At 72.9% G+C, this 26,694-nt stretch carries 23 protein-coding genes and 1 pseudogene; 6 read left to right on the top strand and 18 right to left on the bottom strand.

The window, feature by feature from the left end; genetic code table 11:
* The coding region (locus C1A33_RS31675) for a hybrid sensor histidine kinase/response regulator (protein ID WP_115538039.1) at positions 1-2,565 on the bottom strand (2,565 nt) is incomplete at its 3' end.
* Between the two features lie 29 nt (positions 2,566-2,594).
* Positions 2,595-3,980: a BTAD domain-containing putative transcriptional regulator gene (locus C1A33_RS31670; protein WP_101836063.1), complete on the bottom strand. Its 1,386-nt coding sequence runs from the start codon at positions 3,978-3,980 to the stop codon at positions 2,595-2,597.
* Between the two features lie 145 nt (positions 3,981-4,125).
* Between C1A33_RS31670 and C1A33_RS31665 the strand changes: the two genes are divergently transcribed.
* Both C1A33_RS31665 and C1A33_RS31660 read left to right on the top strand, forming a co-directional pair.
* Positions 4,126-4,485, top strand: a complete 360-nt coding sequence (locus C1A33_RS31665; RefSeq protein WP_101836061.1) for an ArsR/SmtB family transcription factor — start codon at positions 4,126-4,128, stop codon at positions 4,483-4,485.
* The gene (locus C1A33_RS31660) at positions 4,482-5,003 is read left to right on the top strand and encodes an SRPBCC family protein (protein ID WP_101836059.1); all 522 of its coding nucleotides are present in this window, start codon (positions 4,482-4,484) and stop codon (positions 5,001-5,003) included. Before C1A33_RS31665 ends, C1A33_RS31660 begins: the two co-directional genes overlap by 4 nt.
* Before the next feature lie 51 nt (positions 5,004-5,054).
* Here the strand turns inward: C1A33_RS31660 and C1A33_RS31655 are convergent, their stop codons facing one another.
* Positions 5,055-5,684 carry a DedA family protein gene (locus C1A33_RS31655; RefSeq protein ID WP_101836057.1) on the bottom strand — a complete coding sequence of 210 codons (630 nt, stop codon included), beginning with the start codon at positions 5,682-5,684 and terminating at the stop codon, positions 5,055-5,057.
* Between the two features lie 309 nt (positions 5,685-5,993).
* On the opposite strand from C1A33_RS31655, the gene C1A33_RS37650 reads away from it, so the two are divergent.
* The 3 genes from C1A33_RS37650 (at position 5,994) to C1A33_RS31645 (ending at position 8,079) form a co-directional block, all read left to right on the top strand.
* The gene (locus C1A33_RS37650) at positions 5,994-6,128 is read left to right on the top strand and encodes a hypothetical protein (protein WP_279354733.1); all 135 of its coding nucleotides are present in this window, start codon (positions 5,994-5,996) and stop codon (positions 6,126-6,128) included.
* A gap of 130 nt (positions 6,129-6,258) precedes the next feature.
* The gene (locus C1A33_RS31650; RefSeq protein WP_101836055.1) at positions 6,259-6,669 is read left to right on the top strand and encodes a VOC family protein; all 411 of its coding nucleotides are present in this window, start codon (positions 6,259-6,261) and stop codon (positions 6,667-6,669) included.
* A 222-nt stretch (positions 6,670-6,891) separates the two neighbouring features.
* Entirely contained in the window at positions 6,892-8,079 is a 1,188-nt protein-coding gene (locus tag C1A33_RS31645; RefSeq protein WP_101836053.1) for a hypothetical protein, read from the top strand.
* Between the two features lie 263 nt (positions 8,080-8,342).
* Here the strand turns inward: C1A33_RS31645 and C1A33_RS38480 are convergent.
* From C1A33_RS38480 to C1A33_RS34430, 11 genes and pseudogenes are all read right to left on the bottom strand, one after another.
* Positions 8,343-8,558: pseudogene (locus tag C1A33_RS38480) on the bottom strand (hypothetical protein); the annotation flags it as partial.
* Positions 8,503-9,084 carry an MTB12 C-terminal domain-containing protein gene (locus C1A33_RS31635; protein ID WP_207770588.1) on the bottom strand — a complete coding sequence of 194 codons (582 nt, stop codon included), beginning with the start codon at positions 9,082-9,084 and terminating at the stop codon, positions 8,503-8,505. The gene C1A33_RS31635 and the pseudogene C1A33_RS38480, both read right to left, overlap by 56 nt.
* A 290-nt stretch (positions 9,085-9,374) precedes the next feature.
* Positions 9,375-9,884, bottom strand: coding sequence for a SigE family RNA polymerase sigma factor (locus C1A33_RS31630; RefSeq protein WP_279354732.1), 510 nt, complete (start codon positions 9,882-9,884; stop codon positions 9,375-9,377).
* A 172-nt stretch (positions 9,885-10,056) separates the two neighbouring features.
* The gene (locus C1A33_RS31625) at positions 10,057-10,992 is read right to left on the bottom strand and encodes an MTB12 C-terminal domain-containing protein (RefSeq protein ID WP_243408132.1); all 936 of its coding nucleotides are present in this window, start codon (positions 10,990-10,992) and stop codon (positions 10,057-10,059) included.
* A 584-nt stretch (positions 10,993-11,576) separates the two neighbouring features.
* On the bottom strand, positions 11,577-11,885 hold the full coding sequence (locus C1A33_RS31615; protein WP_133150899.1) for a hypothetical protein: 309 nt from the start codon (positions 11,883-11,885) through the stop codon (positions 11,577-11,579).
* Positions 11,882-13,096 carry a hypothetical protein gene (locus C1A33_RS31610; RefSeq protein ID WP_101836047.1) on the bottom strand — a complete coding sequence of 405 codons (1,215 nt, stop codon included), beginning with the start codon at positions 13,094-13,096 and terminating at the stop codon, positions 11,882-11,884. The genes C1A33_RS31615 and C1A33_RS31610 overlap by 4 nt, the downstream gene beginning before the upstream one ends.
* A 1-nt stretch (position 13,097) precedes the next feature.
* Positions 13,098-14,264: a hypothetical protein gene (locus C1A33_RS31605; protein WP_101836045.1), complete on the bottom strand. Its 1,167-nt coding sequence runs from the start codon at positions 14,262-14,264 to the stop codon at positions 13,098-13,100.
* 194 nt (positions 14,265-14,458) lie between these two features.
* Entirely contained in the window at positions 14,459-16,432 is a 1,974-nt protein-coding gene (locus C1A33_RS31600) for a hypothetical protein (protein ID WP_101836043.1), read from the bottom strand.
* Positions 16,425-17,459, bottom strand: coding sequence for an AAA family ATPase (locus tag C1A33_RS31595; RefSeq protein ID WP_101836042.1), 1,035 nt, complete (start codon positions 17,457-17,459; stop codon positions 16,425-16,427). Before C1A33_RS31595 ends, C1A33_RS31600 begins: the two co-directional genes overlap by 8 nt.
* Before the next feature lie 40 nt (positions 17,460-17,499).
* Entirely contained in the window at positions 17,500-18,534 is a 1,035-nt protein-coding gene (locus C1A33_RS31590; RefSeq protein WP_101836040.1) for a hypothetical protein, read from the bottom strand.
* 21 nt (positions 18,535-18,555) lie between these two features.
* Positions 18,556-18,990 carry a hypothetical protein gene (locus tag C1A33_RS34430; RefSeq protein ID WP_133150898.1) on the bottom strand — a complete coding sequence of 145 codons (435 nt, stop codon included), beginning with the start codon at positions 18,988-18,990 and terminating at the stop codon, positions 18,556-18,558.
* Positions 18,991-19,325: 335 nt separating this feature from the next.
* Between C1A33_RS34430 and C1A33_RS31580 the strand changes: the two genes are divergently transcribed.
* A complete protein-coding gene (locus tag C1A33_RS31580) occupies positions 19,326-21,149 on the top strand; it encodes a DUF4407 domain-containing protein (RefSeq protein WP_165818671.1) in 1,824 nt (607 codons plus the stop codon).
* 16 nt (positions 21,150-21,165) lie between these two features.
* On the opposite strand, the gene C1A33_RS31575 is transcribed toward C1A33_RS31580, so the two are convergent.
* The 4 genes from C1A33_RS31575 to C1A33_RS35455 form a co-directional block, all read right to left on the bottom strand.
* Positions 21,166-23,292, bottom strand: coding sequence for a hypothetical protein (locus tag C1A33_RS31575; protein WP_101836034.1), 2,127 nt, complete (start codon positions 23,290-23,292; stop codon positions 21,166-21,168).
* 126 nt (positions 23,293-23,418) lie between these two features.
* Complete coding sequence (locus C1A33_RS31570) at positions 23,419-24,762, bottom strand: hypothetical protein (protein ID WP_101836032.1); 1,344 nt, start codon at positions 24,760-24,762, stop codon at positions 23,419-23,421.
* The gene (locus tag C1A33_RS31565; RefSeq protein WP_101836030.1) at positions 24,759-25,991 is read right to left on the bottom strand and encodes a hypothetical protein; all 1,233 of its coding nucleotides are present in this window, start codon (positions 25,989-25,991) and stop codon (positions 24,759-24,761) included. Before C1A33_RS31565 ends, C1A33_RS31570 begins: the two co-directional genes overlap by 4 nt.
* Positions 25,992-26,094: 103 nt before the next feature.
* On the bottom strand, positions 26,095-26,694 hold a 600-nt coding region (locus C1A33_RS35455; RefSeq protein WP_165818669.1), incomplete at its 5' end, for a hypothetical protein.

Raw genomic sequence — 26,694 nt, 5'->3', positions numbered from 1 at the left:
GGTCACGACGGTGAGGCCGGGCGGGGCGTCAGGGCCGGGGAGGCGGGCGAAGGAGGTCAGCAGCACGATCGGCACGTGCGTGCCGGCGGGATCGTCGCGCAGGGTCGAGGCCAGCGTCAGGCCGTCCAGGTGTGGGGGGCGATGGTCGAGGATCACCGTGTCGTAGCGGCGGCCGGCGCGCAGCCAGCGCAGGACGGTCTCGATCGACGTCGTGTTCGTGATCCGCATCCGCCATGACCCGACGAGCCACTCCCCGACCAGGGCGCGCGTCCGGGAGTCGGGAGTCATCAGCAACGCCTCCCCGCCGGCCAGAGCGGAGGTGTCGGCCGGTACAGGATCCCGCCGAGCCACCGTCGACGACGCGGCCGACGGCGACGGCACGATGACGGTCATGGTGGTGCCGACTCCGGGTCGGGAGGCGGCGGTGATCGTGCCGCCCATGAGAGCGGTCAGCCGGCGGCAGATGGCCAGGCCGAGGCCGGTGCCGCCGTGGCGCCGCGAGGTGGACGCGTCGACCTGCGTGAACGAGTCGAAGATCGATTCCAGGTGTTCGGGCGGGATGCCGATACCGGTGTCGCGCACCGTGAATCGCCACTCGCGGGTACCCTCCCCGGCGCCCCGACCCATGCCCGCCCGCGCGTCCGTGCCCATGGCCGTGGCCGTGCCTGGACCGGTGCCCGCACCTGGGGCCGTGCCGGACGGCGATGTGCCGACGGTGACGGTGATCTCGCCTCGTTCAGTGAACTTCACCGCGTTGCTCAGCAGGTTGAGCAGGATCTGCCGGATCCGCGTCGGGTCGCCGACCATGGCTGGCGGCGTGCCGGGTTCGACGGCGCAGACGAGGTCGAGGTCCTTCGCGCCGGCGTCGGCCGAGACGAGGTCGAGGGCGGCCTCGACACATTCGGCGACGTGGAACGGGACCCGCTCCAGGCGGAGATGGCCGGCCTCGATCTTGGAGAAGTCGAGGATGTCGTTGATCAGCAGGAGCAGAGAGTGGGCGCTGTCGTGCACGACCTCGGTGAGATGTCGCTGGTCGGCGGCGTCCAGACGGCCGTCCAGGAGCAGCCCCGACATGCCGATGACCGCGTTCATCGGGGTCCGGATCTCGTGGCTCATGGTGGCGAGGAACGCGCTCTTGGCCTCGCTCGCGGTCTGGGCGGCTGACGCGGCGGCGCGCAGCGCGTCGGCGGTGTGGACCCGGTCGGCGACCTGGCCGAGCTGCCCGGCCACATCCGACAGGAGCGCCAGCAGGGCCTCGTCCGGGTCGACCGGATCGACGGTGAGGAACTCCAACACGGCGACCACGTCGGCGCCGCCGGACCCACGCACCTGCGCGTCCTCGGGCTCGCGTGTGTCCGCGCTTCGGCCGGTCCGCACCGGAACGGCGATCCCGGCCCCCGGCCCGCGCATCGTCCCCTGCTCGATGGAAAGATCAGGCAGCCAGACGGCCTCCCCGCTCGCCAGCACCCGGCCCGGCAGACTCGCCGGCCCCGGCGAGGACGGGTCGGACGGAGTCACGTCCTCGCGGAGGTCAGCGGTGGTCGTCAGGGCTACCAGGCGGTCGCCGTGGCGGTGGTAGGTGCGGCCGACGGGCCAGCCGGTGTGGGCGCGGATCAGGTCGACGACGTCGGCGGCGGCGGTGGCGAGGTCGGTGGCACGGTGCGCCGCGTCGGCGACCCGGTGCAGGAGCCGCAGCTCGGCGGAGCGGCCCTGGACCCGCTCGGTCATCTCGTTGAACCGCCGGGCCAGCGATCGCAGCTCGTCGACGCCGGCGACGCGCGCCCGGACGTCGCCCGCCCCCGCGGCGATCCGGGCCGTCGCGGCGTCGAGTTCGGCGACCGGGCGCAGCACCGCCCGGCGGGTCACCACGGCGAACACCGCCATTCCCGCGAGGAGCAGCAGCGCCGCCCCGATCGCGCCCGCGGACCAGGCCCGTGCCTGGTCGGTGGCCGAGGCCGTCTCCCGCGCCGTGCGGGTGTCGACGAGCGTCAGCACCTGCCCGATCGGTTGCATGATCTCGTCCTTGGTCCGCAGGTAGGACGCGTCGAAGAGCATGTCCGTCGCGCGCTGGCGGTTCGCCGTGCCGCCCGCCGCGGCCAGCGCGAAGGCTCGCTGCTCGACGCCGGCGAGGGCGTCCGAGCGCGCCTTCGCCGTGCCGAGCAGGTCCAGTTCCCGATCGGTGAAACCGGCGCGGGCGGCCAGGGTGGCGAAGGCGACCGGCGGGCCGGACGGTGTGGGCCGCCGGCCGGTGTCGGTGACGACGTCCCAGTAGATGTTGTCGTAGCCGCGGGGCCGTGGCGCCGTGCCGTCGCGGATCGCCAGGATCTCCTGGAACCAGCCGCGGTAGCGGACCTCGCCGGTGACCACGTAGGTCCGTGCCATCCGGGTCAGGTCGTCGGAGGTCTGCCGCAGCTCGTAGGCCAGGCGCAACGACTGCGACCGTCGCGCCTCGGCCCCGGCCGCGCCCCGCGTGCTGCTCTCGGCCTTCAGGCTGACCAGCAACATCGCGGCCAGCAGGACGGCGCCGATACCGACCCCGCTGCGGACCAGACCGCGCAGCGACATCGGCCGCCCCTGCACAGACGGCCGGCCCGTCACGGACGGTCGAGTCCGGAGCCGGAGCGGGCCCGCGCGACCTCCGCGCGCAGCGTGGCGATCTCGCTGCGCAGCGCGCTCTCCCGCTCGACGACCGACCGTCTGGCCCGCAGTGACGCGCGCAGCCGGGCCCGGAGCATCGTCGAGCTGTACGGCTTGGGCAGATAGTCGACCGCGCCCAGTTCGATGCAGCGCACCACGCTCTCCAGCTCCGGCACCGCCGACACCATGATCACCGAGATGTCGGCCAGGCGCGGGTCCGCCTTGATCCCGGCGAGCGTCGCGTACCCGTCCAGCACCGGCATGAGCAGGTCCAGCAGCACGATGTCGAACCCACGCGGGCCGTCCTGCGCCGCCCGCAGCATCTCCAGGGCCCGGTGGCCGTCCTGCGCGGTCTCCGCCTCATATCCGAGCTTGGTGACCGCGGTCGCCAGCAGCGTGCGGTTGATGCCGGTGTCATCGACCACGAGCACCCTGCCCAACCGCTCCGCGGTCGCCGTCTCGGCGGCGGGCAGCACCCGCGCGGCTGGCGGGTCGCGGTCCGGCGTAGCGCCCGTCGTACCCGTCCCGGCGGCCATGGCAGGTCGCGACGGTGTCGGCGTCGGCCGTTGCCAGGCGAGGGCAGGGTCCTGCCGCAGCACCGCCTGTTCCAACTCGCGCAGCCGCGCGCCCGGCTCGATGCCCAGCTCGCCGTGCAGCAGCCGGCGGGTCTCGCGGTAGGCGGCCAGCGCGTCCACCTGCCGTCCGCACCGGTACAGCCCGAGCATCAGCTGTGCCCGCAGCCGTTCGCGCAGCGGATGCCGTCGCACCCCCTGCTCCAGCTCGGCGACCAGGGCGGCGTGCCGGCCCAGGGCGAGCTCGGCGTCGATGCGGTCCTCGACCGCGCCCAGGTGCAGTTCCGTCAGACGGGCCGCCTCGGCGTTGACGAACGGGGTCGCCGGAACATCGGCCAGCACCGGTCCGCGCAGCATTCCCTCGGCGCGCAGCAGCAGCCGCGCCGCCCGTTCGGGGTCTCCCCCGCCGAGCGCCCGCCGGCCGCGTTCGACCAGGTCGATGAACGCGTGCGCGTCCACGGCGGGCGGTTCGACGTCGAGCAGGTACCCGGGCGACGCCGTCACCAGGACGGTCGCCGCCTCGCCGCGTGAGCGCTCCGGTTCGAGCGCCCGGCGCAGCTGAGAGACGAAGACCTGCACCGTGGCCGCCGCCCGTGCCGGCGGACGATCCGCCCACAGATCGTCGATGAGCTGCCCGACCGACACCACTCTGCCGCCCCGCAGCAGCAGGGAGGCGAGGACGGCACGCTGCTTGGGCCCGCCGACATCCACCGGCCGCCCGTCCCGGTAGACCTCGACGCGGCCGAGGAGCCGGAACTCAAGGCCAACCATCCGTCGATGGTCACCAGCCGCCATGCACACCAGATAAGCGAGAAATTACAAGCCGATTACGGCACGTCATCCTCAACCAATCGGTTGACATCTACCCGCGGGCGACCTACGTTATCAACCAAGCGGTTGAGAACTGGAGGTCAAGGTGAGCGACCCGCTGTCGCAGTTGTTCGCGGCCCTGGCCGACCCGACCAGGCGCGACCTGGTGGCGCGGCTGACCGACGGCGACGCCACCGTGGGGCAGTTGGCGGCGCCGTACCGGGTGAGCGTGCAGGCCATCTCCAAGCACGTGAAGGTGCTGGAGCAGGCCGGCCTGGTCAGCCGCGGCGCGCAGGGGCACCGCAGCTCGGTGCACCTGGAGGCGGAGGTCTTCGACCTGATGACGAAGTGGATCGAGCGCTACCGGCAGCGGGCCGAGGCCCGCTACAAGCGGCTGGATGCCGTGCTGGCGGAGATGAACGACGAGGAGGCCGGGCACCGCCCGGCGCGAGAGGAGACGGCATGAACGACACGACGACGACCGCGGCGACCGCGGCGATCGAGGCGGACCCGAGGGTCCCGATCATCCACATCACCCGGGACTTCGCGGCCACCCCCGCCCAGCTGTTCCGGGCGCACACCGACCCGGAGCTGTTCGCCCGCTGGGTAGGCCCGGACGGGATGACGACCACCCTGGACCGCTGGGACGCCCGCACCGGGGGCAGCTGGCGCTACGTCGCCGCCCGGGACGACCTGGAGTTCGGCTTCCACGGCTGCTTCCACGAGGTCCGGCCGGACCGGATCGTGCAGACCTTCACCTGGGAGGGCGAGCCGGACGCGGTCGCGCTGGAGACGCTCACCTTCGAGGACCTCGGCGACGGTCGCACCCGGCTGCACGCCCAGTCGCTGTGCGACAGCTTCGAGGGCCGGGACGCCTTCCTGCACAGCGGGATGGAGGTCGGCGTGGACCAGGGCTACGCCAAGCTGGACACCCTGCTCGCCGCCGGTCAGATCGCCGGGACCGCGGCAGGAGCCGAGGCGTGACCCTCCCGGCGGACCCCGGCCAGCCGTCATCGGGCGGCCGGACGGAGTAGATCAGGCGATCCGGTCCTGGGCGGGGTCGTCGGCGATGGCCGTACGGCGGCTTCTGACGCGCCGAGCGGCGAGGACGATCAGGATGACGGCGACGATCCCCACGATGATGTAGGTGGGGCCGTGGAACCCGTTGGCGATCTTCTCCCAGTTGTCGCCCACGGCGTAACCGGCGATGCCCAGGGCGGCCGTCCACGGGATGCAGCCCATCGTCGTGTAGACCCCGAAGCGCAGCGGCGGCATCGCCGCGATGCCGGCCGGCAGGGAGATGAAGGTCCGGACGACCGGCAGGAGCCGACCGACCAGCACGGAGACCGCGCCGCGCCGCTCGAACCACCGCTCCGCCCGCACCAGATCGTGCTCACGCAGGAAGACGTAGCGACCGAAGCGGCGAATCGCCGCCGGACCGCCGTAGCGGCCGACCGCCCAGGCGGCGTAGCTGCCCACCACGTTGCCGACCACGCCGGCGACGATGACCAGGACGAGGTTCGGGTGCGCGCCCCCGATCGCCCCGGCGGCCAGCGCACCACCGATCAGCATGATCACTTCAGAGGGGATCGGGATACAGGCCGACTCGAGGGCCATCAACGCGAACACCGCGAGGACCCCATGAGCGGCGATGAGATGTTGCACGGGCGTGTCGGCCTTCCTGGTGGGCGATTCGCGGCCGCGGAAAGCTGCGCGCGGACGTCGACGTGGCGGGTCGAGCGGCGCGGGCTCGGTGCGCGGAGTACGTGTCGGCGGCACGCGGCGCGCCTCCCGCGATCGCGGAGGCCCCCGTCTCGCCTCCTGCTATCGGCCCGAGAGTACGCGGCCGCCACGAAGGATCCGCACGCGCCGGTGGCGGCCGCGGCCAGCGGCCCGCCACGGCGGGATCCACACGCTCTTCACATCCTTCCTCCTCTACGGTTCGCCCAGCAGTAGATCATCCGGCTGGGGAGGGTGCATGGCCGCGACACCGACGGACGCGCGCGGCTGGTCAAACGGTTCAGCGGCCCGACGGCCGTCGACCAGGTGGATCTGCGGCAGGCCTTCCTCGGCTATCCCCGCGCCGCGCCGGCCATCCCGTTGACATGAACTGGGCTTGAGGTCCTAGCGTGCGGCTCAGCAGCGGCTTCCCGCGAGCGCGGCCGGCTCGGTGCAGGCTTCGGCCGGGTTGGGACGGCTGGCTGGCGGGCAGCCGGTAGGCGGGCAGGGAGAGGGAGCAATGCCAATCACGACGGGCTTCAACCACGTGGCCACGATCACGGCCGATCTGGACCGGCTCATCACGTTCTACGTCGAGGCCTTCGGCGCGACGATCACGTTCGAGATGGCCTCTCGGGACGACCACCCCCGCATGACGATCATCGACCTCGGCGGAGGCGCGGCGCTCAACGTGTTCGAGACGGCGGCCGAGGACGGCGCCTGGGACCGGCGCCGCCCGGGCGGGCGGGGGCCGATCGACCACTACGGCCTGGCCGTCGACTCTCTCGCGACCCTGGAGGCGACCCGGGACCGGCTACGCGACCTGGGCGCCGACCTCGGCGAGATCCAGCGCCTCGGCTCCGAGTGGTCCCTGTTCTTCCGTGACCCGGACGGCATGGAACTGGAGGTCTGCTGCCACGCGGACGCGTGACCGAGACCACTCCCACCACAGCACGCCACCGACCCCGTCCTGGCCATAGCCGGCGACCGGCTCGCGTGCCGGCCTGGCACGCCCCGATCAGGCCGCTGAGCTGAGCGGTTGTGTTTTCGTACAACTGGCGGACAGGTTGAGGCCCCCTCTGGGGTGCGGTTTGGGCACTACGTTCCTCCGCTAGGTCCGACGGGGGTCGGACAGAGGGGACCTGACCTGCAGATGCGTAGATCGCTGCTTGCCGTGGGGGCCGCCGCCGCCCTGGCGGCATTCGCCGCACTTCCCGCCTCGGCCGCCGCGCCGGCCGACGCCGGTGCGTTCACTCTCGCCGTGTACGGCGATGCGCCGTACGGCACCACGCCGACGGACGATGCCGAGTTCAAGGCCACGCCGTCGTTCATCAACTCGATCAACTCCGACCCGGCCGTCAGCGTGGCCGTGCACGTCGGGGACATCCACTCGGGCAAGCAGTACTGCACCGCCCAGTACGACCAGTCGATCGCGACGCTCTGGCAGCAGTTCCAGGTGCCGCTGGTCTACACCCCGGGCGACAACGAATGGACCGACTGCCACAAGGCCGCCGAGGGCGGCGGCACCTACGACCCGGCCACCGACAAGATCAAGTATGTGATCGACCCGGCCACCGGCCAGCCGGTCGACTACGCCGGCGGCGACCCGGTCGCGAACCTCGCGCTCGTCCGCTCGCTGTTCTTCCCGACGGCCGGCGAGACCCTCGGCAGCGGCAAGCTGCACGTCCAGTCGCAGGCCAAGGAATACGACCCGGCGCACCCGTCGGACGCGCAGTACGTCGAGAACGTCATCTTCGAGCGGAAGGGCACGCTGTTCGTCACGCTGAACGTGCCCGGAGGATCGAACAACGACGCCGACGTCTGGTACGGCGCGCCGACGGCGAGCTCCGCGCAGACGCAGGAGACCGCGGAGCGCACCGGCGCCGACCTGCGGTGGCTCGACCACGCGTTCACGCAGGCCCGCCAGAACGGCGACACCTCGATCGCCATCATCTCGCAGGCCGACATGTGGGACGTCGACGGCAAGAGCCCGGCGCACCTCACCAACTACGAGCCGCTGGTCGCCAGCATCGCGTCACACACGACCGCGTTCGGCAAGCCGGTGCTGATGTTCAACGGTGACTCACACACCTACCGGTCGGACAACCCGCTCTCGCCGACCGCTCCGTGCGTCACCGAGTCCGCGGCCGGCGAGGTCGCCTGCGCGAACGAGTCCTCCGCACATCCCGGATACGACGTGGCGAACTTCCACCGGATCGTCGTGCACGGCAGCACGTTCCCGCTCGAATGGCTCAGGCTGACGGTGAAGCCCAGCGTGAACGCGCCGGCGAGCGCCAACGCGTTCGGCCCGTTCAGCTGGCAGCGCATGCCCCAGCACTGACGTTCGCTGTCCGGGCCGGCGGCCACGTGCCACCGGCCCGGACTTCCGGGCGTCACATCGCCTCGGACGGGGGCCGACGCCGCCCGCTCCACGGTGCCGACGGTCAGTGGACCAGGCCCTGGTATCCCCAGCGTGGCGTGGGGCCCGGACCGCCCAGGTCGGCGCCGACGGGGTCCTGGGAAGCGCAGCAGCGCCTGGTGCCCGCCGAGGCGGGCGGTGAAGTCCCCGGGTCCGCCGAGGACCTCGGCCAGCCAGACGGCCACGTGATCGAGGTGGGCGGGCGTGAAGTCGGCGAAGACGGGGGCGAGCAGCTCGTCCGCGAGCACCCGCTGGTAGAACGCCGCCGGCAGGAGGCGCAGCCCGTCCACACCGCCGACGTCGTCATAGAGCGAGGAATCCACGATTGCCTCGCCGCGCCGCCGCTCAGGCGGTGCCGACGAGGAACGAATAGGTCTGCGCGCTGACCAGCCAGCAGCCATCCTCACGGACAGCATGACCCGGCTCGTTGATCGTGTAGCCCCAGCGGCCGCCGAGGGCAGGGTCTCGATGAGTGAAGACCAGATCGACCCTGGCGCTGTACGCGTTGAGCATGGCGATGCTGGTGACCCTCACGGTGAGGGTGCCGACGGTGCCCGGATAGCGTGCGAGGAACCGCTGCGTAATGGCGCGGTACCTCGCGCCGTCCTGGACGTGGGTGAGACCGTCGTCGGGATCGGCGTCGCCGTCGAACGCTCCCTCGAACGCCGCTCTGATCGCGCCAGCGGTGGCCGGGTCCGGCGTCGCGGTGGCCGTCGGAGGGGTGACCGGCGGAGGGGTGACCGGCGCGTAGACGGTTCCGGGGGCGGGCGCGACGCCTACCGGTGGTGTCGCGGCGGGGTCGGGCCGGGAGAACGCACCGCTGCCCGCCGGGGTGACGACACTCAGCCCGCCCACGGTCCCCACGTACCTGTCGACGATCAGGCCACCGAGTACCAGCAGGCACGTGGCCAGCGCCGCCGCGACCACCGCCCTCCTGGGCCGCCGCTCCCGCCACGCTCTCTGTTCAAGAGTGCCTCGACACGTCCGATACGGCCGTCGCACTCGACGGCGCGCCGGCGCCGCGGCATGCACTCTGGCGGTCAGATCCGCGGGTGCGGTGATCTGCCGGCTGGAACGGTCCAACAGGTCACGCAGCACCTCTTCGAAGGCCGCCTCGCCGGCGGGCATCGCGGAACCGGCTCCGGAGCTCGCCGCGAGACGACCATCCGCCGGTACGCCGCAATGCGATGTGGGACCCCTGCCGGCGTCGTCGGACATCAACGCCCCCTGTCACTTCGCATGCGGACGTCCCCCAGATGCTCACTCAGCCGAAGTCGGGCGAGAGCCCGCGACGCGTGGGTCTTCACCGACCCGACGCTGCAGCCGAGAATGTCGGCCACCGTCGCCTCCGGCAGATCGTCGAAGTAACGCAGAACGACCACGGCGCGTTGCCGTTGCGGGAGCTCCCGCAGCGCCCGGAGCACCTGGTCCCGCAGCGCCAGGTCGGGGCCGTCGTCCGCGCTGGCCCGGTCGGCCGACGCCTCCAGCGGCTCCTCCCGAAAGCGGCGTGACCGCCAGCTCCGCAGGGACGCGTTCACCATCGCCCGCCGGACGTAGGCCTCCGGAGCGAGGATCTTCTTGCTGTCCCACTGCTCGTAGGTGCGTTCCAGTGCGCCCTGCAGCAGATCCTCGGCCGCGTGCCGGTTGCCGGTGAGCAGAAAGGCCGTCCGCATGAGCCGGTCGGCCGAAGCGGTGACGAAATCCTCGAACGCCTCGTAGGACGTCACGTGTGACGTATGCCCCCATCAATAGGCCCGCGCCGCCCGTACTCCCCTGCGTACACGTCGACGAAGCGGCGGCTCACGGTGAGGTGAGCCGCCGCTTCGCGGGGCGCGCCATGTCGATGGTCGACTGACCGCGCGGACCGAGCCGGCTGGTTGTGCGAACAGCGTGCCGGCTCTATGCCGGCTGGTTTCCGAGCTGTCCTGCCAGCGCCAGCACGCTGCGGTAGGTCGCCTCCGAGACCTTCCACGCGCCCTGGGTGAAAACCGCCTTGCCAGCGGTGCCGATCGAACCGGACTGGCCCTGGTAGGAATAGGCGATGGTGAACGTGACCGAGGCATGGTCGTTCGACCAGACATACACCTGGTTCACCGTGACCTTCGCCGCCAGGCCCGGGTAGGTGGCGCGGAACTTCTCCAGCAGGCTGACCAGGCGCTGGCCGTTCTCCACGTGGGCCAGCGGCACCCGTGGCGGCGCGCTGGTGGCGTCCAGCCCGGCCGGGAAGGCGGCCCGGATCAGCCGCTGCGACAGCGTCTGCCAGGCCGTCGGCTTCGGCGCCGGCCCGACGGAGAGCGACGTGGCGATGTGCAGCAGGTCGGCCTCGGGGAACAGGCTCGTCGGGGCGCCGCCCTTCCCGTCCCGGTACCCGGCCACCGTGAGCACGACCGCCGGGCGACCCTCGACCCAGGTCAGCTCGTTGAACTGGGTCGAGCCCTCGGGACGCAACGTGACGGCCTCGGTGCCCCGCAGCGTGATACGGCCAAGCCGGGAGGCCGGGTAGTACTGCGCGTAGGCGGCGGCCACCTGGGCGGGCGTCGCGTCAGGCGTGCTCCGCTGGACGGTCAGCTGGACGGTCGTGTCGCCGCCCTGGAACGTGCCGACGATGACCGGGCTGCCGATCCGGGTGGACTGCTGCACGTTGGTGAGGCTGACGCCGCCGGGCAACCAGCCGACCGACACCCCGTCGACGCTCGGAGCCCGCCGCGCGCCGCCATCCGCCGCCGTCGTCGAGGCGGCCGCCGACGCCGGGCCGGCCAGCGCCACGCCGACCATCCCGGTCAGGGCCAGCGCGGTCAGCCTGGCCAGGGCGCGGGGCAGGCGACGGGTGACCAAACGTCGCCGAGGCCGAGTCGATTCCCCCAGGTCAGACCCCTGATACACGGCACGCTCCGCGCCAGAGCACCCCGGTGGAATGCGGATGATGCCGTCCGTACCATGCGTCATGAACGCCTCCAGTTCCGCTGGGAGCCGGCCATCGCGGCAGCACGCCCCGGTCGCCCCAGCTCCTGTTCCACTGTTTCCACTTCTTCTAGAGCGGAGACGGAGCAGACAGGTTGACGCGATTCACCAAACCATTCCCCAACAACCACACCACCGGATTGGCCTCAAGGCTCCTCGACACCCGAACGAGGTGAGTCATCCTTCTGTCTCGTCGGGCGGGACAGAATCGATCTCGTCGCGATCCGCCGTCGCCGACCGGGGGGCGGCCGCGTCGCGGCAGCAGACCGGCGTCCGCCGGCATGCGCCCGGCGGACCTCAGTGCGTCCCGGAGCAGGAACTCGATCTGGGCGTTCGTGCTGCGCAACTCGTCACCGGCCCAGCGTGCCAACGCATCGTGCACGGCGGGATCCAGCCGTAGAAGAATCTTCCTGCGTTCCGCCACGGGTACGGATACGGCGGCGAGCTGGCCTGGCCGGCTACGGCGCCGTATCGGGGGCAGGCGCGGTCGGAGACGGGACCTGCCGGGCTGGCGGAATCCGACGCGGGTCCTTCAGGGCCATCAGGTGGTCGTAGGCGGCGTGCCCCTCGGCGAGACCGTCGTGCTCCGGGCGGGGCAGGTCGGTCAGCACGTCGTCGTGGCCCAGCCGGCGCAGCAGCTCCGCGGCGTCCGGGCGGGTGGCGACGGGGCCGAACACACCGTCGAGGAGATGCACCAGCCAGGGGACTCCGCTCGCGGACGCGTCGGGAATCCCGTCCGGGCCGATGCACAGCCCGCGCGCCGTCACGCCGAGAATCGCGCAGCCCGCGCTGAACACGTCATCCCGCGGATCGACGAGACCACCACCGGTGATCTGCTCCGGCGCCTCCCAGTCCCGCAGCGCGCGCTCCCCCGGCGCGCGTACTCGAACCGATTGATCTGCACCACCCGGCTCCGCGCATCCCAGTGCACGGTGTTCTCCCGTATCTGGCGATGGACGACGCCGAGCCGATCCAGCACCGCCAGCCCACGCGCGAGTCCCACGGTGAAGGCCCGCAGATCATCCGGCGACGACAGTGACCCAGCCGTCCCCGAGGACCGCAACCCCGCCAGCGGCATCCCGAACTCCACCGTGATCGCGAAAGGGACATCACATTCCACGTCGTACCCCACCAGCCGCGAGAGCTCCCACGGATATCGCTGCGGATTCCCCTCCCACGGCCACCGCCGATCCGCGTCGAAGAACCGCAACATCCGCAGCCCCGCCCCGACCGCGTTCTCCAGCGCGAATTCCGCGCTCTCCCCGCCGACCGCATACCGAATCGCCAGCGGAAAGTTCTGGTAACGGCCGTACCGGGTCCGGAAGTTCCGCGTCCGCACCGCCGGGCCGGGCATCATCTCCACCTCCCACACCACCCGCGACCCATCCGGCCGGCAGAAACCCAGCGTCTCGAGATGAGGGCGGTCGTCCGCGTGGACGTCCTCGTGCGGGGAGATGTCCTGCCGACCGGAGAGGTCATCGGTGCCGTGGGCCGGCGCCGCGGGAAGCCCTGGATCCCCCGCCACAGTCCGTGTCACATGCACCGTGGTGACCGGTGGCTCCCGCGGGGCCGGCGCCTCCGGTTCGGGTCGCACCTGCGGCACGGCGCGGAACGCGAGGCCGGCCACGTGGAAGGGAACACCCGCCCGATTACTGAGCACCAGCTGAAGGGAACCACTGCGAACGGCATCGTCCACCGCCAGCACGTAGCGGGCGGGCCCGTAGGTACCGCCGAAACGGTGGAGCACCACCGCGGGCTCGGTCATGAGCGTCGGAACGATCCCGGGCGGGCAGAAAAGCTGCAGATGCACCGTCACCTCCTCCCGCGGAAAGGGCCAGGCGCCCGCGTCCGCGGCGGGCCGCACGTCGACGGTCAGCTGGTACAGCCCGCCCGCGCGCACCTCGTGCGGCCAGCTGACGACCGGCTCGATCGTGAGCGCCGTCGGTGCCGCCGGGTCGGGTCCCGGGGCGTCCGTCATGTCACGGCACCCGTTGACTGACGAGTCGCAGCGTCGCGAGCGGGTGGCCGTAGTAGACGTAGTTGAACGTGTCGATCCAGCGCCAGGCCAGCTCGATATCCCTGTTCGTGTACGGCGGCGGGCCGAGTGCCAGGTCCGCCTGGGCGCGCAGGCGGCTCAGCAGCTGCGGGATCGGTGCCTGCGGGTCGTCGGCCGCCGCCCGGAGGATTTCCGCGAGAACGAGCGGCGCCGTCTCGACGCCGATCGCCGACGTGGTACCTATCATTCCGACGGCACCCATGCGGAGAAAGAAGTCCGGCAGCCCGTAGAGCGAGTCGTCCCCGAAGTGACCGACGGTGAACATCTCCGCCGAGTTGCAGGCGTTGACGAAGACGATGGTCTGGCCGCCGCTGATGCGGGGCAGGTCCTGATAGAGCATCATGGTCTTGAGCCGGAACGGCCCGACGGAAGTCCTGGCGCGATCATCCCCGGCTTCGCTGTGCGCGCCGACATAGACCATGGCGGGTCGCTTCTCGCCAGGCGGGACGGGTTCGCCAAGAGCAGCGACGAAGGCGTTCTCGTCCACGTGGGGTGTCCCCGCGAGGAAGTCACCGAGGCTCGCCAGGTCCGCTCCGCCGGAATCCAGACCCCGCTCGAAGTATCCGATCGCACCGCCCTCGCAGGCGATCGTCTGGTCGAGGTCCGACGGGCCCACATACTCGCCGAACCACGGGGTCCACCGGGTGACGGGCAGGACCGCGCCAAGCCAGCCGGCACACGGGAGATCACCGTGATCGGGTGGCTGCTGAAGGCGGAACGCCTCCCACGGAATCGCGAGATTCGTGCCGTCCTCGATGATGACGTGGAGGTCGGAATGGCGCAGTCGCAGATCGTTCAGCCACCTCCGCAGCGCGTTGCGCCGGTTCCCGAGCGACCACATGTTGAAGTCCTCGATGAACTCCACGGGTTGTATCGCGGAGTATCGCTCCTGCAGGTCCTCGACCCGGAGCCGTAGCCTCCTGGGATCGTAGCCGGCGACCACGGCCCCGTCCGAGGGCTGGCCCCCGAAGGTCCTGGCCCCGCCCTCGAACCCCTCGATACGGAATCCGGTCGGGCTGTCCTGGTGCACCTTGATCGTGACGAATCTCGCCGGCAGGCAGTGAGAGTCGTCCAGCGACGCTCGTCCCACCGCGGTCGCCGGTCCCGGTGCGAGCGCGGGTACTGGCGTCGGCTCCGGTGCCGGCGGCTGCTCCCAGGCCGGCTCCGGGGCGGCGGACTGCGGTGCCGGGGCGGACGGACTCCCGGGGAACGTCGGCAGAAGCCGGGGACCGGACCGGCCCCGCGCGATGCGTCGTGCCCCTCGCAGGACGCTGGCCAGGTCACTCATGGGCGCGGGGTCGCGGGCGGTGCGGCGCCGCTCGCGCTGGCGAGGCGCCGGGGCAGGTCCGCGTAGGGCGGGCCGCCGAGGTCGACGACGTGCACGACCAGCCGGCGCAGTCCGCGCAGCCGCGAGGCGGCCTCGAGCGCGTCGCGCACCCCGGCGTCCCCCACCGCGGGCCGCAGCTCGCCGAGCCGGCTGTCAGCGAGCGGGACGTTCCCCCGGCCGTCGGTCGCGATGACGAGGTACGCCTCCCGGACCAGCGTGTTGCCGTGCCGCAGGGCGTGGAGCACCGTCAGGTGGGCGAGGTCCAGGCCGTGGGCCAGCGGGCTGGCCGTGCCGGCGGGCGCGGCCAGCGCCGAGGAGATCCTGGGGTCGAGGATGCCGCGCGCCAGGAACCGCTCGGCGTGCAGCTGGGGTACGGCCCCCGGCCCGTCCGCCACGCCGACCTCGATGACCGCCATCCGCGCCCGCTGGACGTACGCCCACTCCAGGTAGCCCGACAGCACGGGAACCCACGACGCGCCCGGCCGGGCGGTGTGGTCGAGCAGCAGCACCAGTATCTGTTCCGGTACCGGCATCCGCCGGTAGGCGCGCAGATCACCTCGGTCGATCAGCAGCGGGCCGTCCGGCGCCAGGCTCCGGGGCCGGCGGGCGGCGCGCCGGGCGGCCGCGCGCAGCAGGCTGGGGACGACCGCGATGTCCCGCAGGTCCGTCGCGGCCCTCGTGCCGACGATCTGCCCGCGCAGCTGACGCAGGTTGTGGGAGGCGGCCCACAGCAGCCGCAGCGGCTCGGCCTCCCGCAGCGGCTCGGAGTCGTCCTCGGGGTACACCGCCGCGAGTGCCGCCGCCTCCCGCTGGTCGGTCGGCAGGAGCACCTGATGCGTCAGTTCCGCGGGGCCGCCGTGCTCGACCGGCAGCCCGAGGCCGGACTCATCCCGGACGAGCGTGGCGTCGGGGGCGGTGGGAGCGTGCTCCGACGGCGTCGCCAGGCCGCTCTGGCCGCTCTGGCCGGAGGTGGACGTCGCAGTGGGCTCGGTGACGCGCCCGGACACGGACGCGCCCTGCGCGTCACCCGGGTCCTCGGCCGCGTCGGTGCCCGCGTGCGACCACGGCACGCCGAGCAGGCCGAACGCCGTCGCGGCGTCCTCCCATTCGACCTGGTCGGCGCCGCGGCGACGCGCGCACGCGACCGCGAGGCGCGCCAGCGCGACGGGCCGACGATGCCCCTCCGGACCAGACGGGCTCCGCTGGGCGAGCTCGACGAGCAGCGAGCGGGTGATGGCCGGCCACCGCCGGCCCTCCTCGGCGCGCTCGGCATCCCCAGGGGTGGGCGCGGCGCCCGGGTCGGCGTCGGCCGCGGCGGTGGAGGGGACCTCGGACGAGGCATCGGAGCCAGCGACGGAGACGGACGCGGAGGCGGAGGCGACCAGGCTGGCGATCGGCGCGCGCAGCGGGAAGCGGTCGAGCAGGTGAGGGCTGACGCTCCCGATCCTCGTGGGGTCGCAGACCGCCACCCAGGCCCCGGTGGGCTCCCACCGGCAGGAGAAGCCGTCGCGTTCCATCGCCGCGACGGGGGCGGCGGCGATGGTCACGATCGCGCGGGCGGCGGGGACGCTCACGATGGTGAGGTCCGCGACGGCCACCAGCGGGATCGGGGCGATCGGCGCGCCCGCCACCGGCTGTTCGAGCAGCGGCCGCGGCACGTGCTCCAGGAGCACGCCGCGCCCGGCCGGGTCCGGCCGCAGCCGCAGCCCGGCCCACAGGTCGTCGTCGGAGGTGCCGGCGCCGAGCCGGATCTCCCGGACCGGGCGGCCGGTCACGGCCTTCAGCGCCCCGGCCAGCCGCCGGATGACCAGCGCGAGACGTTCCTCGCCGCCGTCAGGCTCGGCGTCGAGCAGAAGCAGACCGCGTAGTTCCGGGTGCAGGGCCATGCATTCCACCAGGGCGTCGAGCCGGGCCGACCCGCGCTCAGCCATCGTCACCGAGGGCCTTGGACACCGTGGCGTCGTCGGCCTCGCTCCAGGTCGCCGAGCCGCCGCGGGAGATGGCGCCCCGGCGATGCGGCAGGACGAACCGCGCGACCGCCCTGATGTCCTCCGCCGTGGCGACGTCCGCGCCGCGCCGCGCGGCGAACGCCAGGGCCGCGCGGGCGAGGGTGACGTCGCCGCGGTGGCCGACCGCTCCGATCGCCGCCGCGACGCGCGCGCACTGGACCCGCACGGCGTCCGGCAGCACCACCGCGCCGTCCGTGATCATCACGCGGGCGCCCTTGAGCTGATCCTTGCGTCGGCGGTCGGCGCGCAGCGCCAGTCGGTAGGCCTTTGTCGGGCCCGTGCGGCACACCTGGTCGAACTCCAGCACCCGCTCCAGGATCAGGGCTCGCACGTCGATGTCGGTCTCGGTGACCATTTCCACGAGCAGTCCGAATCGGTCCAACAGCTGCGGACGCAGGCTGCCCTCCTCCGGATTCATCGTGCCGACGAGCTGAAAGGAGACCTCGACCCGCCGTTCCGTGGCGGCGTGGGCGACGACGAGCTGACCGGTGGAGACGACATCGAGAAGCAGGTTCACGATGTGGTCGTCCAGCAGGTTGACCTCGTCGACGTACAGCACCTTGCGCGAGCCGGCTTCCTCCAGCAGGCTTTCGCGTTCCGCCCATCTGCCCTCGAGCAGCGCGGGGACGTCCAGGGTCCCGACGATCCGGTCGTCGGTCGCGTTGATGGGAAGTGTGACGGGAAGGTTCCCGGTCGTCATGAGGTTGAACGACCGGGCGACGGTGGACTTGGCCGTCCCGCGCTGACCACTGATCAGCACGCCGCCGATACGCGGCTCGATGAACGAGAGTTCCAGCGCGGTCCTGGCATCGTCCTGTCCGATGATCCAGGAATAGGGCAGGATGCGCGGCCGGCCGATATCAGGTGAGCCGGTCTCCGGACCCGCTGTATCCCGCCGCTCGCCGCCCGGCTGGCCGACATCCGGCCCGTCGCCACCGCCCACGAACATGCCCCCGTCTCCTGTTCTCACGCCCGACGTCATCGCACCGTCAGGTGCCGCGTGAATGCCGTTCCGCACCATAGACCTGCCAGCCGCAGATCATCTCCAGCGCAAACGCGGGAACGACCGCCGCCACCGACACCGCCGTCAGCCAGGGGCGCGTGCCCGCCAGTGCGAGGGTGACGGCGGCGGCGATCCCGACGATGGCCACGACATGCGTCGCCACCCGTGCCCAGCCCGGCCCGACACCGCTGACCGGGACGCCGAACCAGCCCCACGTGAGCAGGCGGCTCACCAGCACGACGATCTCCACCGCCACCGCCAGGACGCCGACCCCCACGACCAGCACGCCGGCGGCACCCAGGCCGCGTAAGGCGCCGGACGTGCCCCAGGTGCCGGAGGGGGTGGCCGCGACCGCCACCGCCAGCACCGGACCGCACAGCACTCCCACCCCGTGGATCAGCCCCTGCCGCCGCCGGGTCCGACTACGGAACGTCGCGACGACCAGCCAGGCCAGCTCCCCCAGCAGCCCGAGCACCGTCAGGGCGACCACGGCCCCGCGCTCGGCGCCGATCCGCCACGGCGGCACCGACACGGCGACCAGGCCGGCGAGCAGCAGCAGAATCCCGGCGTGGTACCACAGCCGCGCCCGATCGGCCCAGCGCAACGCCTGCCGCTGATGGCTGGCCTGCACGTTGCGCAGCCAGCGGCTGGGCCGGCCGTCGTGGACCTCGTCCGGGTACCAGGTCATGAACTCCGCGGGCGTGGCGGTCAGCCGGCGGCACCAGACCGTCGCCTGGACGGTGGCGACCTGCGCCAGCCCTGACCCGATGAAACAGAACAGGGTGATGTCGGGCCACCGGCAGAGCCGGGACCCGGGCGCGGCGCCCGGGGTGACGCCGGCACCGCCGGCGGTCGCCGGCAGGAGCAGGGCCGCGAGGGTGAAGCTGGCGCCCGCCAGCAGGGGTGCGGCGAGCCCGCCCAGCGCCTGGACGCTGTCGAGGTATCCGACCGGAGCCGGTGGGCTCCACCGGTCGCGTCCCAGGCGCACCGCGGGCCGCGGCCGGTCACCGGCAGCGGTCACCGCGGCCGCCCGCCGGCGGCGTCATTTCCGCGTGGCATCGCAGCCGTCCAGATGATCGTCGTCGACGCCTCCGCACCGCAGGCACACGCTGCCGGGCCCGGCGGCGCCCCGCGTCCGGCGGTCCCAGCGAATGCCGTCCCGCCGCAGCCCGAGCACCGCGCAGACATCGGCTTCCAGCGCGTCCGCGTCGGCCGAGGCGAGAAGGTCGAGCCGCACCGTGACAATCGACCTGCCGGGTTGCGCGGATATCCCGGAGACAACACCGCCACAACGGACCGCCGAGGACGTCAGAATCTCCCACAGATCCCGCGCGGAAACCCCCTCACGGTTCACCGCGGGCTCCGCGGCGCTCTCGCCCGGAGTCGCCGATTCCGGCGCACCGGAGTGCCGATTCCGCATCATCCTGTCCCGGAGAGATGCGGTTTCCTCCGGTGTCGCCGCGATCTCGAGCAGCATGCTGGCGCACATTGTTCCCCCCTGCCCGGAAGGTTAGCACGGCGAGGTTCCGCGTCCAGAGCGGCGGATGTTCGGGTAGGGTGCCCGCACCGCCACCGCGGCCGGCCCGACGCCCCCCCATCCGCCACCTCCACAGCCGTTGAAATGGCTATTTCCGCAGGTCGTCGCGGTTGCCATCCAGGCCGTCCGCAGCTTGCTTCCCAGAAAGGGCGGGAGCGGCCCGGTGAATAGCGCACCAGGCGGGCGGCCCGCGCGACGCGGCGGCGATGTTCCGGCACCCCGTCCGGGGTATCCTGATCGCGGGAGACGGGGGCTCGAACATGGACGAGACAGGGATGGCGCCGCGTTCGGTGGCCGGGGCGGGCGCCCGGTTCATCAGGGCGCCGTTCACGGTCATGGGGCGGTTGATGCTGTGGCTGTCCACGGCGAACCTCGAGATCCTGGACCGTTTCCCGGCGGACCGGCCCAAGTACGTGGGTCTTGGCAGTTCGGTGTTCATCACGTCGGCCATGGCGGCGGTGTCCGGCGGTTTCGCCCTGCACATGGCGCTGGATCTGCCGATCGTGGCCTGTGTCGTCGCCGGGTTGCTGTGGGGCACCGCCATCATGTCCTTCGACCGCTGGCTGCTGGCCACCGCGGGGCGGGGCAACCTGTGGCTGCTGCTGCCCCGGGCCGCCCTGGCGTTCCTCATCGGTCTCGTCGTGTCGACGCCGTTCGTCCTGCGCATCTTCCAGCCGGAGATCATGCAGCAGGTGGCGCTGATCCAGGCCAGCGCCGCGACCAGCCAGCAGCAGGACTGGAACGACCCGAACAACCCCATCGTCAGACGGATCAACCAGCTCTCCGCGGACGTGGGCGCACAGCAGAAGATCATCCAGAACGACGGAAGCTCCATCTCCGCGGAGGATGATGCGACGGTGCTCAGGCTGAGCGCCGCGCTGAGCCCGGACCGGGACCCGATGAAGACGTACAACGCGCTCAACGGGCGGGCCAACTGTGAGGCGGCCGGCCGCACCGACTGCGGCGGCGGCGTCGGCTCGGGCCGCCCCGGCGAGGGCGACCGCACGCGCAGCCTGCGCCAGCAGGCCGACGACTACAAGCGGGCCAACGTCGATCCCCTGCAGCGGCAGCTGGACACGGCTCGCACGACCGCCGTGGCGAACCTTCCCGCCCGGCGGGCGAAGGCGGTCCAGGACGCGAGCGACCGGCTGGACGAGGACCGGCGTCAGCTGAACCCGCTGCTCGACCAGCGCCGGCGGCTGCAGTCCAGCTTCGACAGCTCGAACGGCCGCAACACCGGCCTGCTGATCCGCATGCAGGCGCTCGGCGACCTGACCAAGCACAACGCGACGATGCGCACCACGCACCACACGCTGCTCGCGTTCATCACGGCGATCGACTGCCTGCCGATCCTGTTCAAGCTCCTCATGTCGTTCGGCCGCAGGAGCAAGTACGAGGAGGGCCTGGAAGCCGAGGAACGGGAGCACCTGGCGATCTCCCGCCAGCGCAGCCGCCGACTGCGGGCCGAGCAGATGATCTACCAGGTCGACACGCTGCGCGAGGCTCAGGCCGCGCGCGACATCCGGGACGAGGCGATGGAGGGGCTGGCCCGCCGCAGCGTCCGCGACCAGGTCGAGGTCGCCGAGCGCAGGCTCGACCGCTGGAAGCGCGAGCAGCTGCGGCGCGTCGACACGGACGTGAACTACCTGCGCCAGGACCAGGTCCTGGCGCCGGGTCTCCTGCCGCCCCACCAGCGCGCCGCCGCAGCGAACGGCGCCGACCAGAACGGCTCCGGCACGGGCACCGCGCAGCGGACCTGGCCACCGCAGGGGCCGGTGCCCGACGAGCCGCGGTGGGGACGTCGGCGTGGCCGCCGCGACGACGAGGGCACGCCACCCCCGCGCCCGCCCGCGCGGGGATCGGGAACAACGGGTCGTCCGGGCGCGGGCGGCCATGGGGACGCGCCGGGGCCGGCCGCGGACGGTCAGCCCAGCGCGCCGGGCCACCCCGGCGCGCCGCACCCGGGCGGCCGTGACCGCCCTGCGGACCGGTCAGGAGAGCGAAACGGATCCTCGCCGCCGTACCCGCGGCGGTCGGGGTACGGCGACCCCCAGGGCGCGCCGGACCCGCAGGTGGAGGAGGGAACCGACCTGTGGTGAGGTCCGGTGCGCGGCGTCAGGGCGCGCCGCGCGTGGTCGGGCCGGCGGCGTACAGGGCGAGCATGTCACGCATCCACTGCTCGGCTTCGGAGCGGCGCAGTCGCACCTTCGGCGCGGCCGACAGGTAGACGGCCAGGGTGGCCCGCAGGCCCGGGGGGATCCACCGCACCCGCTGCGCCATCCGGGCCAGCAGCCGCAGCGTGTCATCCACGGCGCGGTCGTCGTCAGGCCAACCGGCGCGGTCCAGCGAGGCGGCGAGCCCGTTCATGACGAGGGCCGCGACGGTCAGCCGCCGGGTGTCACGCTCGTAGCGCGAGATCAGCTCGCGGTAGTCGGCGATCAGCGCGTTGTGGTAGTCGATCCAGTACACGCTGAGCATCCGGGCCCGCAGGGGCTCGGCCGGCCCGGCGCCGAGCAGCAGCCGCAGCAGGTCGAGGCGGGCCTCGTCCACGGCGCTGCCGATCGGCGGGCGGCTCAGCTCCTCCGCCCAGACCGCGCACTCCGGCGACGCCAGCGTCCCGGTCGCCCCCGCGGCGGTGAGCCACTGCCACAGCGGCTGGTCCAGCGACCGCCGGCGCCCGGTAAGCCGGGCGAGCCGGACGAACGCCAGCGCGTAGCGACTGTCTCCGCGCAGGGCACGCCCGCGCGCCGCCAGGGCGGACAGCGCGCCGGGGTCGATCGGGCCGGAGATCATCCGGGCGAAGGGCCGCACGGCCGCGCCGGGGCCGTCCGCACGCCCGAGCCAGCCGAGCCAGCCCACGGTGTGCGGCGCCGCGGTCGGCAGGCCCAGGTGCTCGGCGTCGGCACCGCGCAGGTCGTCCTCGATGGCGAGCCGGACCAGTTCCAGGGCGACGGCGTCGGTGTCGGTACGAGCGGCCAGCACCGTGAGCACCGCCGCGTCCGACTCGGCGCTGGATGCCCCGACGAGTAGCCGACGCCGCTGCCGCTGCGCCCGGACAAGGCCGACGATCTCGGACACGACCTCCGCCGCCGTGCCGTCGCGTCGCGCCACCGTCCCGCGCACCTCTCCCCTGCCGCCGGCCGCCGTGGGCCTGGCGGAGCGCGCGGCCGGCGCCGCGTCGCGGATCCTCGGCGGCGCTGGGGCGGCGAACCGGGTGGCGAAGTACGTGGGCCCGGGCAGGTCGGCGAGGCTGAGCAGGGCGTGGCGCGGGTCGGCGATGCGACGCGCCGCCCGATAGGCCGGGTCGCACAGATGCTCGACGATCCGCTCGACCGGCACCCCGCGGTTCCCGTGGAGTTCGACGAGCAGCGCGTGGTACTCGCGCGCCCCGCGGGGCAGCGCCGGCACACTCGGCTCCCGGTTCGGGCCGGCGAGCGTCACCGCGGCGTCCCCGGGCCGGGCGCGGTCGGTGTAGGCGAGCCGGATGCGGTGGGTGCTGCCGGAGTCGGCCCAGGTGCTGACGACCAGCCGGGCCCGCTGCCCGTACGGCAGCAGCGCCGCGACCGCGTCGAGGAAGCGGAGCCGCTCGGCGATCCGGGTGCTCGGTTCCAGTGCCGGCGCGCCCAGCAGCGCCACCGGCTGGCACAACAGCAGCGCCGCTGTTCCGGCCGCGAGCCAGAACGTCGCCGGATCCGCCTCCAGCGCCTGTGCGACGTGCGCCGGGCCGAGTCCGGGCAGCGACCCGAGCGTCACCTCCCCGGCCTGGGCCGGCGGGTCCGCGAGCGGCAGGCGCGGGCCGATCGCCCCCGGGCCGAGAGCCGCGGCGACCGCCGGATCCCAGAGCAGGGCGAGGTGCAGGTCCTCGTAGCCCAGGGGCAGGGCCGCACACGCGGCGAACGGCGCACACAGGTAGGACGTCGCGGCCACCGGCCGGCCGGCGCCGTCGGTGACGTCCGTCCAGTCGCACACCGCGAGGCCCAGGACGCTGGCGTCCGCGTCGCCGCCGGCCGCGGTGGAGCGCAGCGGGGCGTAGCTGATCGTGGCCCACGGCAGCCCGGACGCCTCGGATCGCTGCGGGCGCGGCGGCGGCGTGCCCGGGACGAAGCGGCGCAGGATGCCGTCGTAGTCGGCGCGGCTGAAGTAGGCACCGCTGGAGCGCAGCACGGAGTAGTCGTCCGCGGTGCCGGCGACCTTGCCATACACAGCCCAGCCGGCCGGCACGCCCGCGCCCGCGGCCCCCATGCCGGTCGGGAGCCTCGCGCCGGTCGGGAGCCTCGCGCCAGCCGGGAGCCCCGTGCGGGCGGCGCCGGCGGCCGTGGGTGCCGGGTCCTCAGGCGCGGACGGGCTCACCGAGCCACCTCACCCGCCTCACCTCGGTTGCCACGGCGGCGGGGGCGGCGGAGGTGGCGGGGGCGGCATCTCGTCGATGCGGGTCTGGAACGGGCTGTCGTCCCAGTCCGCCTCGTCGGACCTCGGCTGGGGCCCGGGGACCCCGCCCAGTCCGGCGTCGTCTCCGGCCAGGGGGTCGTCGACGTCCGCGCCGGCGTGCCCGGGCTGACCGTCGCCCTCGCCGGTGGAGGCGGGGCCACCTCGCCGGCTCTCGAGCGCGGGCGCCGTGGGCGCGGCGCGGATCGACTCGGCCAGCCAGAGGAACGGCTCCAGCACGTTGACCGGATTCAGCCGGCCGCGGATCCTCGGCCGTCCCAGGTCGTCGGCCTCGATGTTCGCGAAGTCCTGAATGCGGAAGGTGCCGCCACTGCCGACGTAGAAACCGATGGACGAGCTGGCGAAATAACGCACTCGACCCGGATGGAAATGCCGTTCGATGCTGCCCCGGACCCACGGGCCACTACCGGCCGCCCCTCCCATCATCTCCCGGGAACACAGATGACGGAAGAGGTCCGCGGCGTCCTCCCTGGTGATCTCGGGCAGCATCTCGTCACTGTCGCTGACGGACAGGAAACCGCCGTCGTAGGCGGCGTTGAACACGCGCCTGTCGTCGATCTTGTTGATGCACACCGCGAGATAGTGCGGCAGCTTGCCGTCGGGCAGCCGGCCGAGTTCCTCCGCCCGTGCGAGCACCCGCTCGACCATGCTTTCCAGGTACTGGTAGGAGTCCTGGGTCTCCAGCTCGCGCAGCGGATCGAAGAGATAGACCATGCCGTCGGCGCGGGCCAGATGGTCGACGAGGAGCTCGACGGCGTCACCGGCCTCGGGCTCGTCGCGGAACAGGTCGCCGGCCTGTTTCCGGTCGTCTGCGTCCTGGTCGTCGAACGTGGCCGGGGCGTACATCCGGCCGCTGACGTCCATCAGGGTGATGTGGAACTCGGCGCGGCGCGCGCGGCGGCGCGTTCCACGGCGCACCAGCCGCCGGGCCCAGCCGGCGCTGTCCGGGCGCAGGAGACTCAGCGACAGCTCCCGGGCCTCGTGCGGCGACGGGACCGGGAACTCCCGCCGGGCGATCTGCGCCCGCGCCCGGGCCAGGAATGCTCGGGTCGCCTCGTTCGCGCTGAAGAGGATCCAGTCGTCGTCGCCGCCGTCCTGCTGGGTCATGGCGGTGTGCAGCGCGGCGAGCATCGTCGTCTTCCCGCTGCTCGTCGCCCCCCACAGCCCGATCCGGCTGTCGATGCTGCTCGGGGACCGCCACGCCGCGAACCGCCCCGGGCGCCCCGCGGCGCCGGGCGGCCGGCCGCCACCCCTGCGCGGGCTCACCGCGCGTCCGCTTCCGAGCCGCCGGCCCCGGGCGCCGGCGTCGACCCGAACTCCGCGGTGGAGGCGGTAGTCCGCTGGTCCCTCGTGATGAGGTGTCGCTCCAGGGCTCCGCGCACCGACCTCGTGATGTCGAGCTCGTTGCTGAGCTCGTCGACCTTGGCGTTCACCGCGGCCAGCTGCTCCTGCAGGGCGACGACGTTGGCGGTCTTCATCTTCATCTGCACATCCTGGTTCTGCAGCTCCCGCTGGGTGCGCAGCAGCTCGTCGTTCAGCGCTCGCCGCTCGGCGTCCCAGGTCTGCCGCTCGCTGTCCCAGCCGCGCTGTGCCGCCAGCCACTGCTGGGTGATCTGCTCACGTGACCTGCTGGCGAACTCGGGGGACCGCGGCGACGGCGCCCCCCGGCCGGCCCAGTCCAACAGGGTGTCGAGATCGTGGATGCCGAGCTCGGCGCGTTCGGCGGCCCAGGTCCGCAGGGCGGCCGAGTTCATGAAGGCGCGCACGAGGACCGCCGCGGAGATCAGCCGGGGCGAGCCCGCGTCATACCCGCCCAGATCGGCGTACGAGTCGGAGGTGACGTTGCCACCCCGCAGCATGAACGTCAGCCGAACCCCCCGCTTCTGCGCGGGCTCGCCCGTCGAGAAGGTCCAGTCGTCCGACCCGAAGTCCCCCAGGATCTCCCGCGCCCCCGCCAGCAGCAGGGCCGGGTCGGACCGATAGCCGATCACCGCCAGCCGCCCGGAACCGACCCGCAGCAGCGCGTCGACCAGCCGCGTCAGCTCCGCCTCCAGCTCCGGGGCCCGCGAGTCGGCCTGCACCTGGAGGTTGCGCGCCTTCACGTCGCCCTCCAGCTCGGTCCAGCCCAGGGGGGCGAGCGCCCCCGACCCACCGGCGGTCAGCATCCACCGCGACCAGGAGGTGGACAGCGCCAGCGCGATCTGGGCGGTCAGCTGCCGGCCGATGAGCACGTGCGCCGCCGCGGCGACGCTGCCCGAGCTGGTCTCCGGGGCCCGGCAGATGATCATACTTCGGCCGTCCTGGTCGTCCGGTACCCGCGCGAAGCACAGGCTCCGTCCCGCCGTCAGGTCCTGCGTGCGGTAGGAGGCGTTCGTCAACGCGACGAACCGCGACGTCGCCGCCGTCCGGTCGTCCGCCGGCAACGTCGACGCCACCGGTCGAAACCCGCGCGCCTCCCGGTCGTATCGGAGCACGACCTGGTCGATGATGTCCATCGGATCTCGCTAACCCTTCCCGCACACCTGGATCATCGAGCGCCTCGGCGCGGCCCGCGGTGTCGGCACCGGTACCGGCGCCGCGGGCCGCCGGCCGGCACCGTCAGTCGTCCAGGGCATGGGCGACCTTGTCGAGGACGGTGCCGGCGGCCGTCTGGGTACTCCTGGCGGTTGCGGCGGCCTGTTCCTGCCGGTCCTTGGCGGCGCCGCCCTCGGGACGCAGATGGCCGACGAGCACCACCTGCCGGTGACCGGACCGCTTCGGCAGGATCCGGACCGACCAGGCTCCCCCGACCCCGTCCGGCACGGTCGTCGCGTGTTCCCGCCCGCTCACGCGCTCCCGCCCGAGCGTCCCGACGGCCGTCGGGCCCAGGCTGACCGGCACCGGCTTCGGTTCGGACACCACGTAGCCAGCCAGGAGACGAGGCACGGGCAGCTCGCGGGTCGACTGGTCCTGCAGACAGACGAGCGCCGCGACGACGACCGTCAGCGTCAGGGGACTGGCACGCAGGCACCGGTCGACGTCGCCGCAGTCGCCACCACTGGCCGCGGTGATGCCGGCCACGGACCTGCTCGTCGGCAGCGCCCCGACCAGGCCCTCGGGTGGCTCCCCCGCCGCGCCGAGCCCCGTCGTCAGCACGGCAGCCAGGGCGTCCCGGCTCAGCGACGGCAGGTCCCGGGCGGGCGGTGGGGGGGAAGGAGC

Origin of the sequence: Frankia canadensis (genome assembly GCF_900197875.1) — a bacterium.
GTDB classification, from domain to species: domain Bacteria; phylum Actinomycetota; class Actinomycetes; order Frankiales; family Frankiaceae; genus Frankia; species Frankia canadensis.
This window is presented reverse-complemented; position numbering and strand designations above follow the sequence as displayed.

What these genes read in the sequence shown, in the direction of transcription:
- C1A33_RS31650 (WP_101836055.1), top strand. Translation starts at nt 6,259, where the DNA reads ATGCCAATCACGACGGGCTTCAACCACGTGGCCACGATCACGGCCGAT.
- C1A33_RS31670 (WP_101836063.1), bottom strand. Translation starts at nt 3,980, where the DNA reads ATGGTTGGCCTTGAGTTCCGGCTCCTCGGCCGCGTCGAGGTCTACCGG.
- C1A33_RS31600 (WP_101836043.1), bottom strand. Translation starts at nt 16,432, where the DNA reads ATGGCTGAGCGCGGGTCGGCCCGGCTCGACGCCCTGGTGGAATGCATG.
- C1A33_RS31575 (WP_101836034.1), bottom strand. Translation starts at nt 23,292, where the DNA reads ATGGGGGCCGCGGGCGCGGGCGTGCCGGCCGGCTGGGCTGTGTATGGC.
- C1A33_RS31565 (WP_101836030.1), bottom strand. Translation starts at nt 25,991, where the DNA reads ATGGACATCATCGACCAGGTCGTGCTCCGATACGACCGGGAGGCGCGC.
- C1A33_RS31610 (WP_101836047.1), bottom strand. Translation starts at nt 13,096, where the DNA reads ATGACGGACGCCCCGGGACCCGACCCGGCGGCACCGACGGCGCTCACG.
- C1A33_RS31645 (WP_101836053.1), top strand. Translation starts at nt 6,892, where the DNA reads ATGCGTAGATCGCTGCTTGCCGTGGGGGCCGCCGCCGCCCTGGCGGCA.
- C1A33_RS31580 (WP_165818671.1), top strand. Translation starts at nt 19,326, where the DNA reads ATGGCGCCGCGTTCGGTGGCCGGGGCGGGCGCCCGGTTCATCAGGGCG.
- C1A33_RS34430 (WP_133150898.1), bottom strand. Translation starts at nt 18,990, where the DNA reads ATGCTGCTCGAGATCGCGGCGACACCGGAGGAAACCGCATCTCTCCGG.
- C1A33_RS31660 (WP_101836059.1), top strand. Translation starts at nt 4,482, where the DNA reads ATGAACGACACGACGACGACCGCGGCGACCGCGGCGATCGAGGCGGAC.
- C1A33_RS31595 (WP_101836042.1), bottom strand. Translation starts at nt 17,459, where the DNA reads ATGTTCGTGGGCGGTGGCGACGGGCCGGATGTCGGCCAGCCGGGCGGC.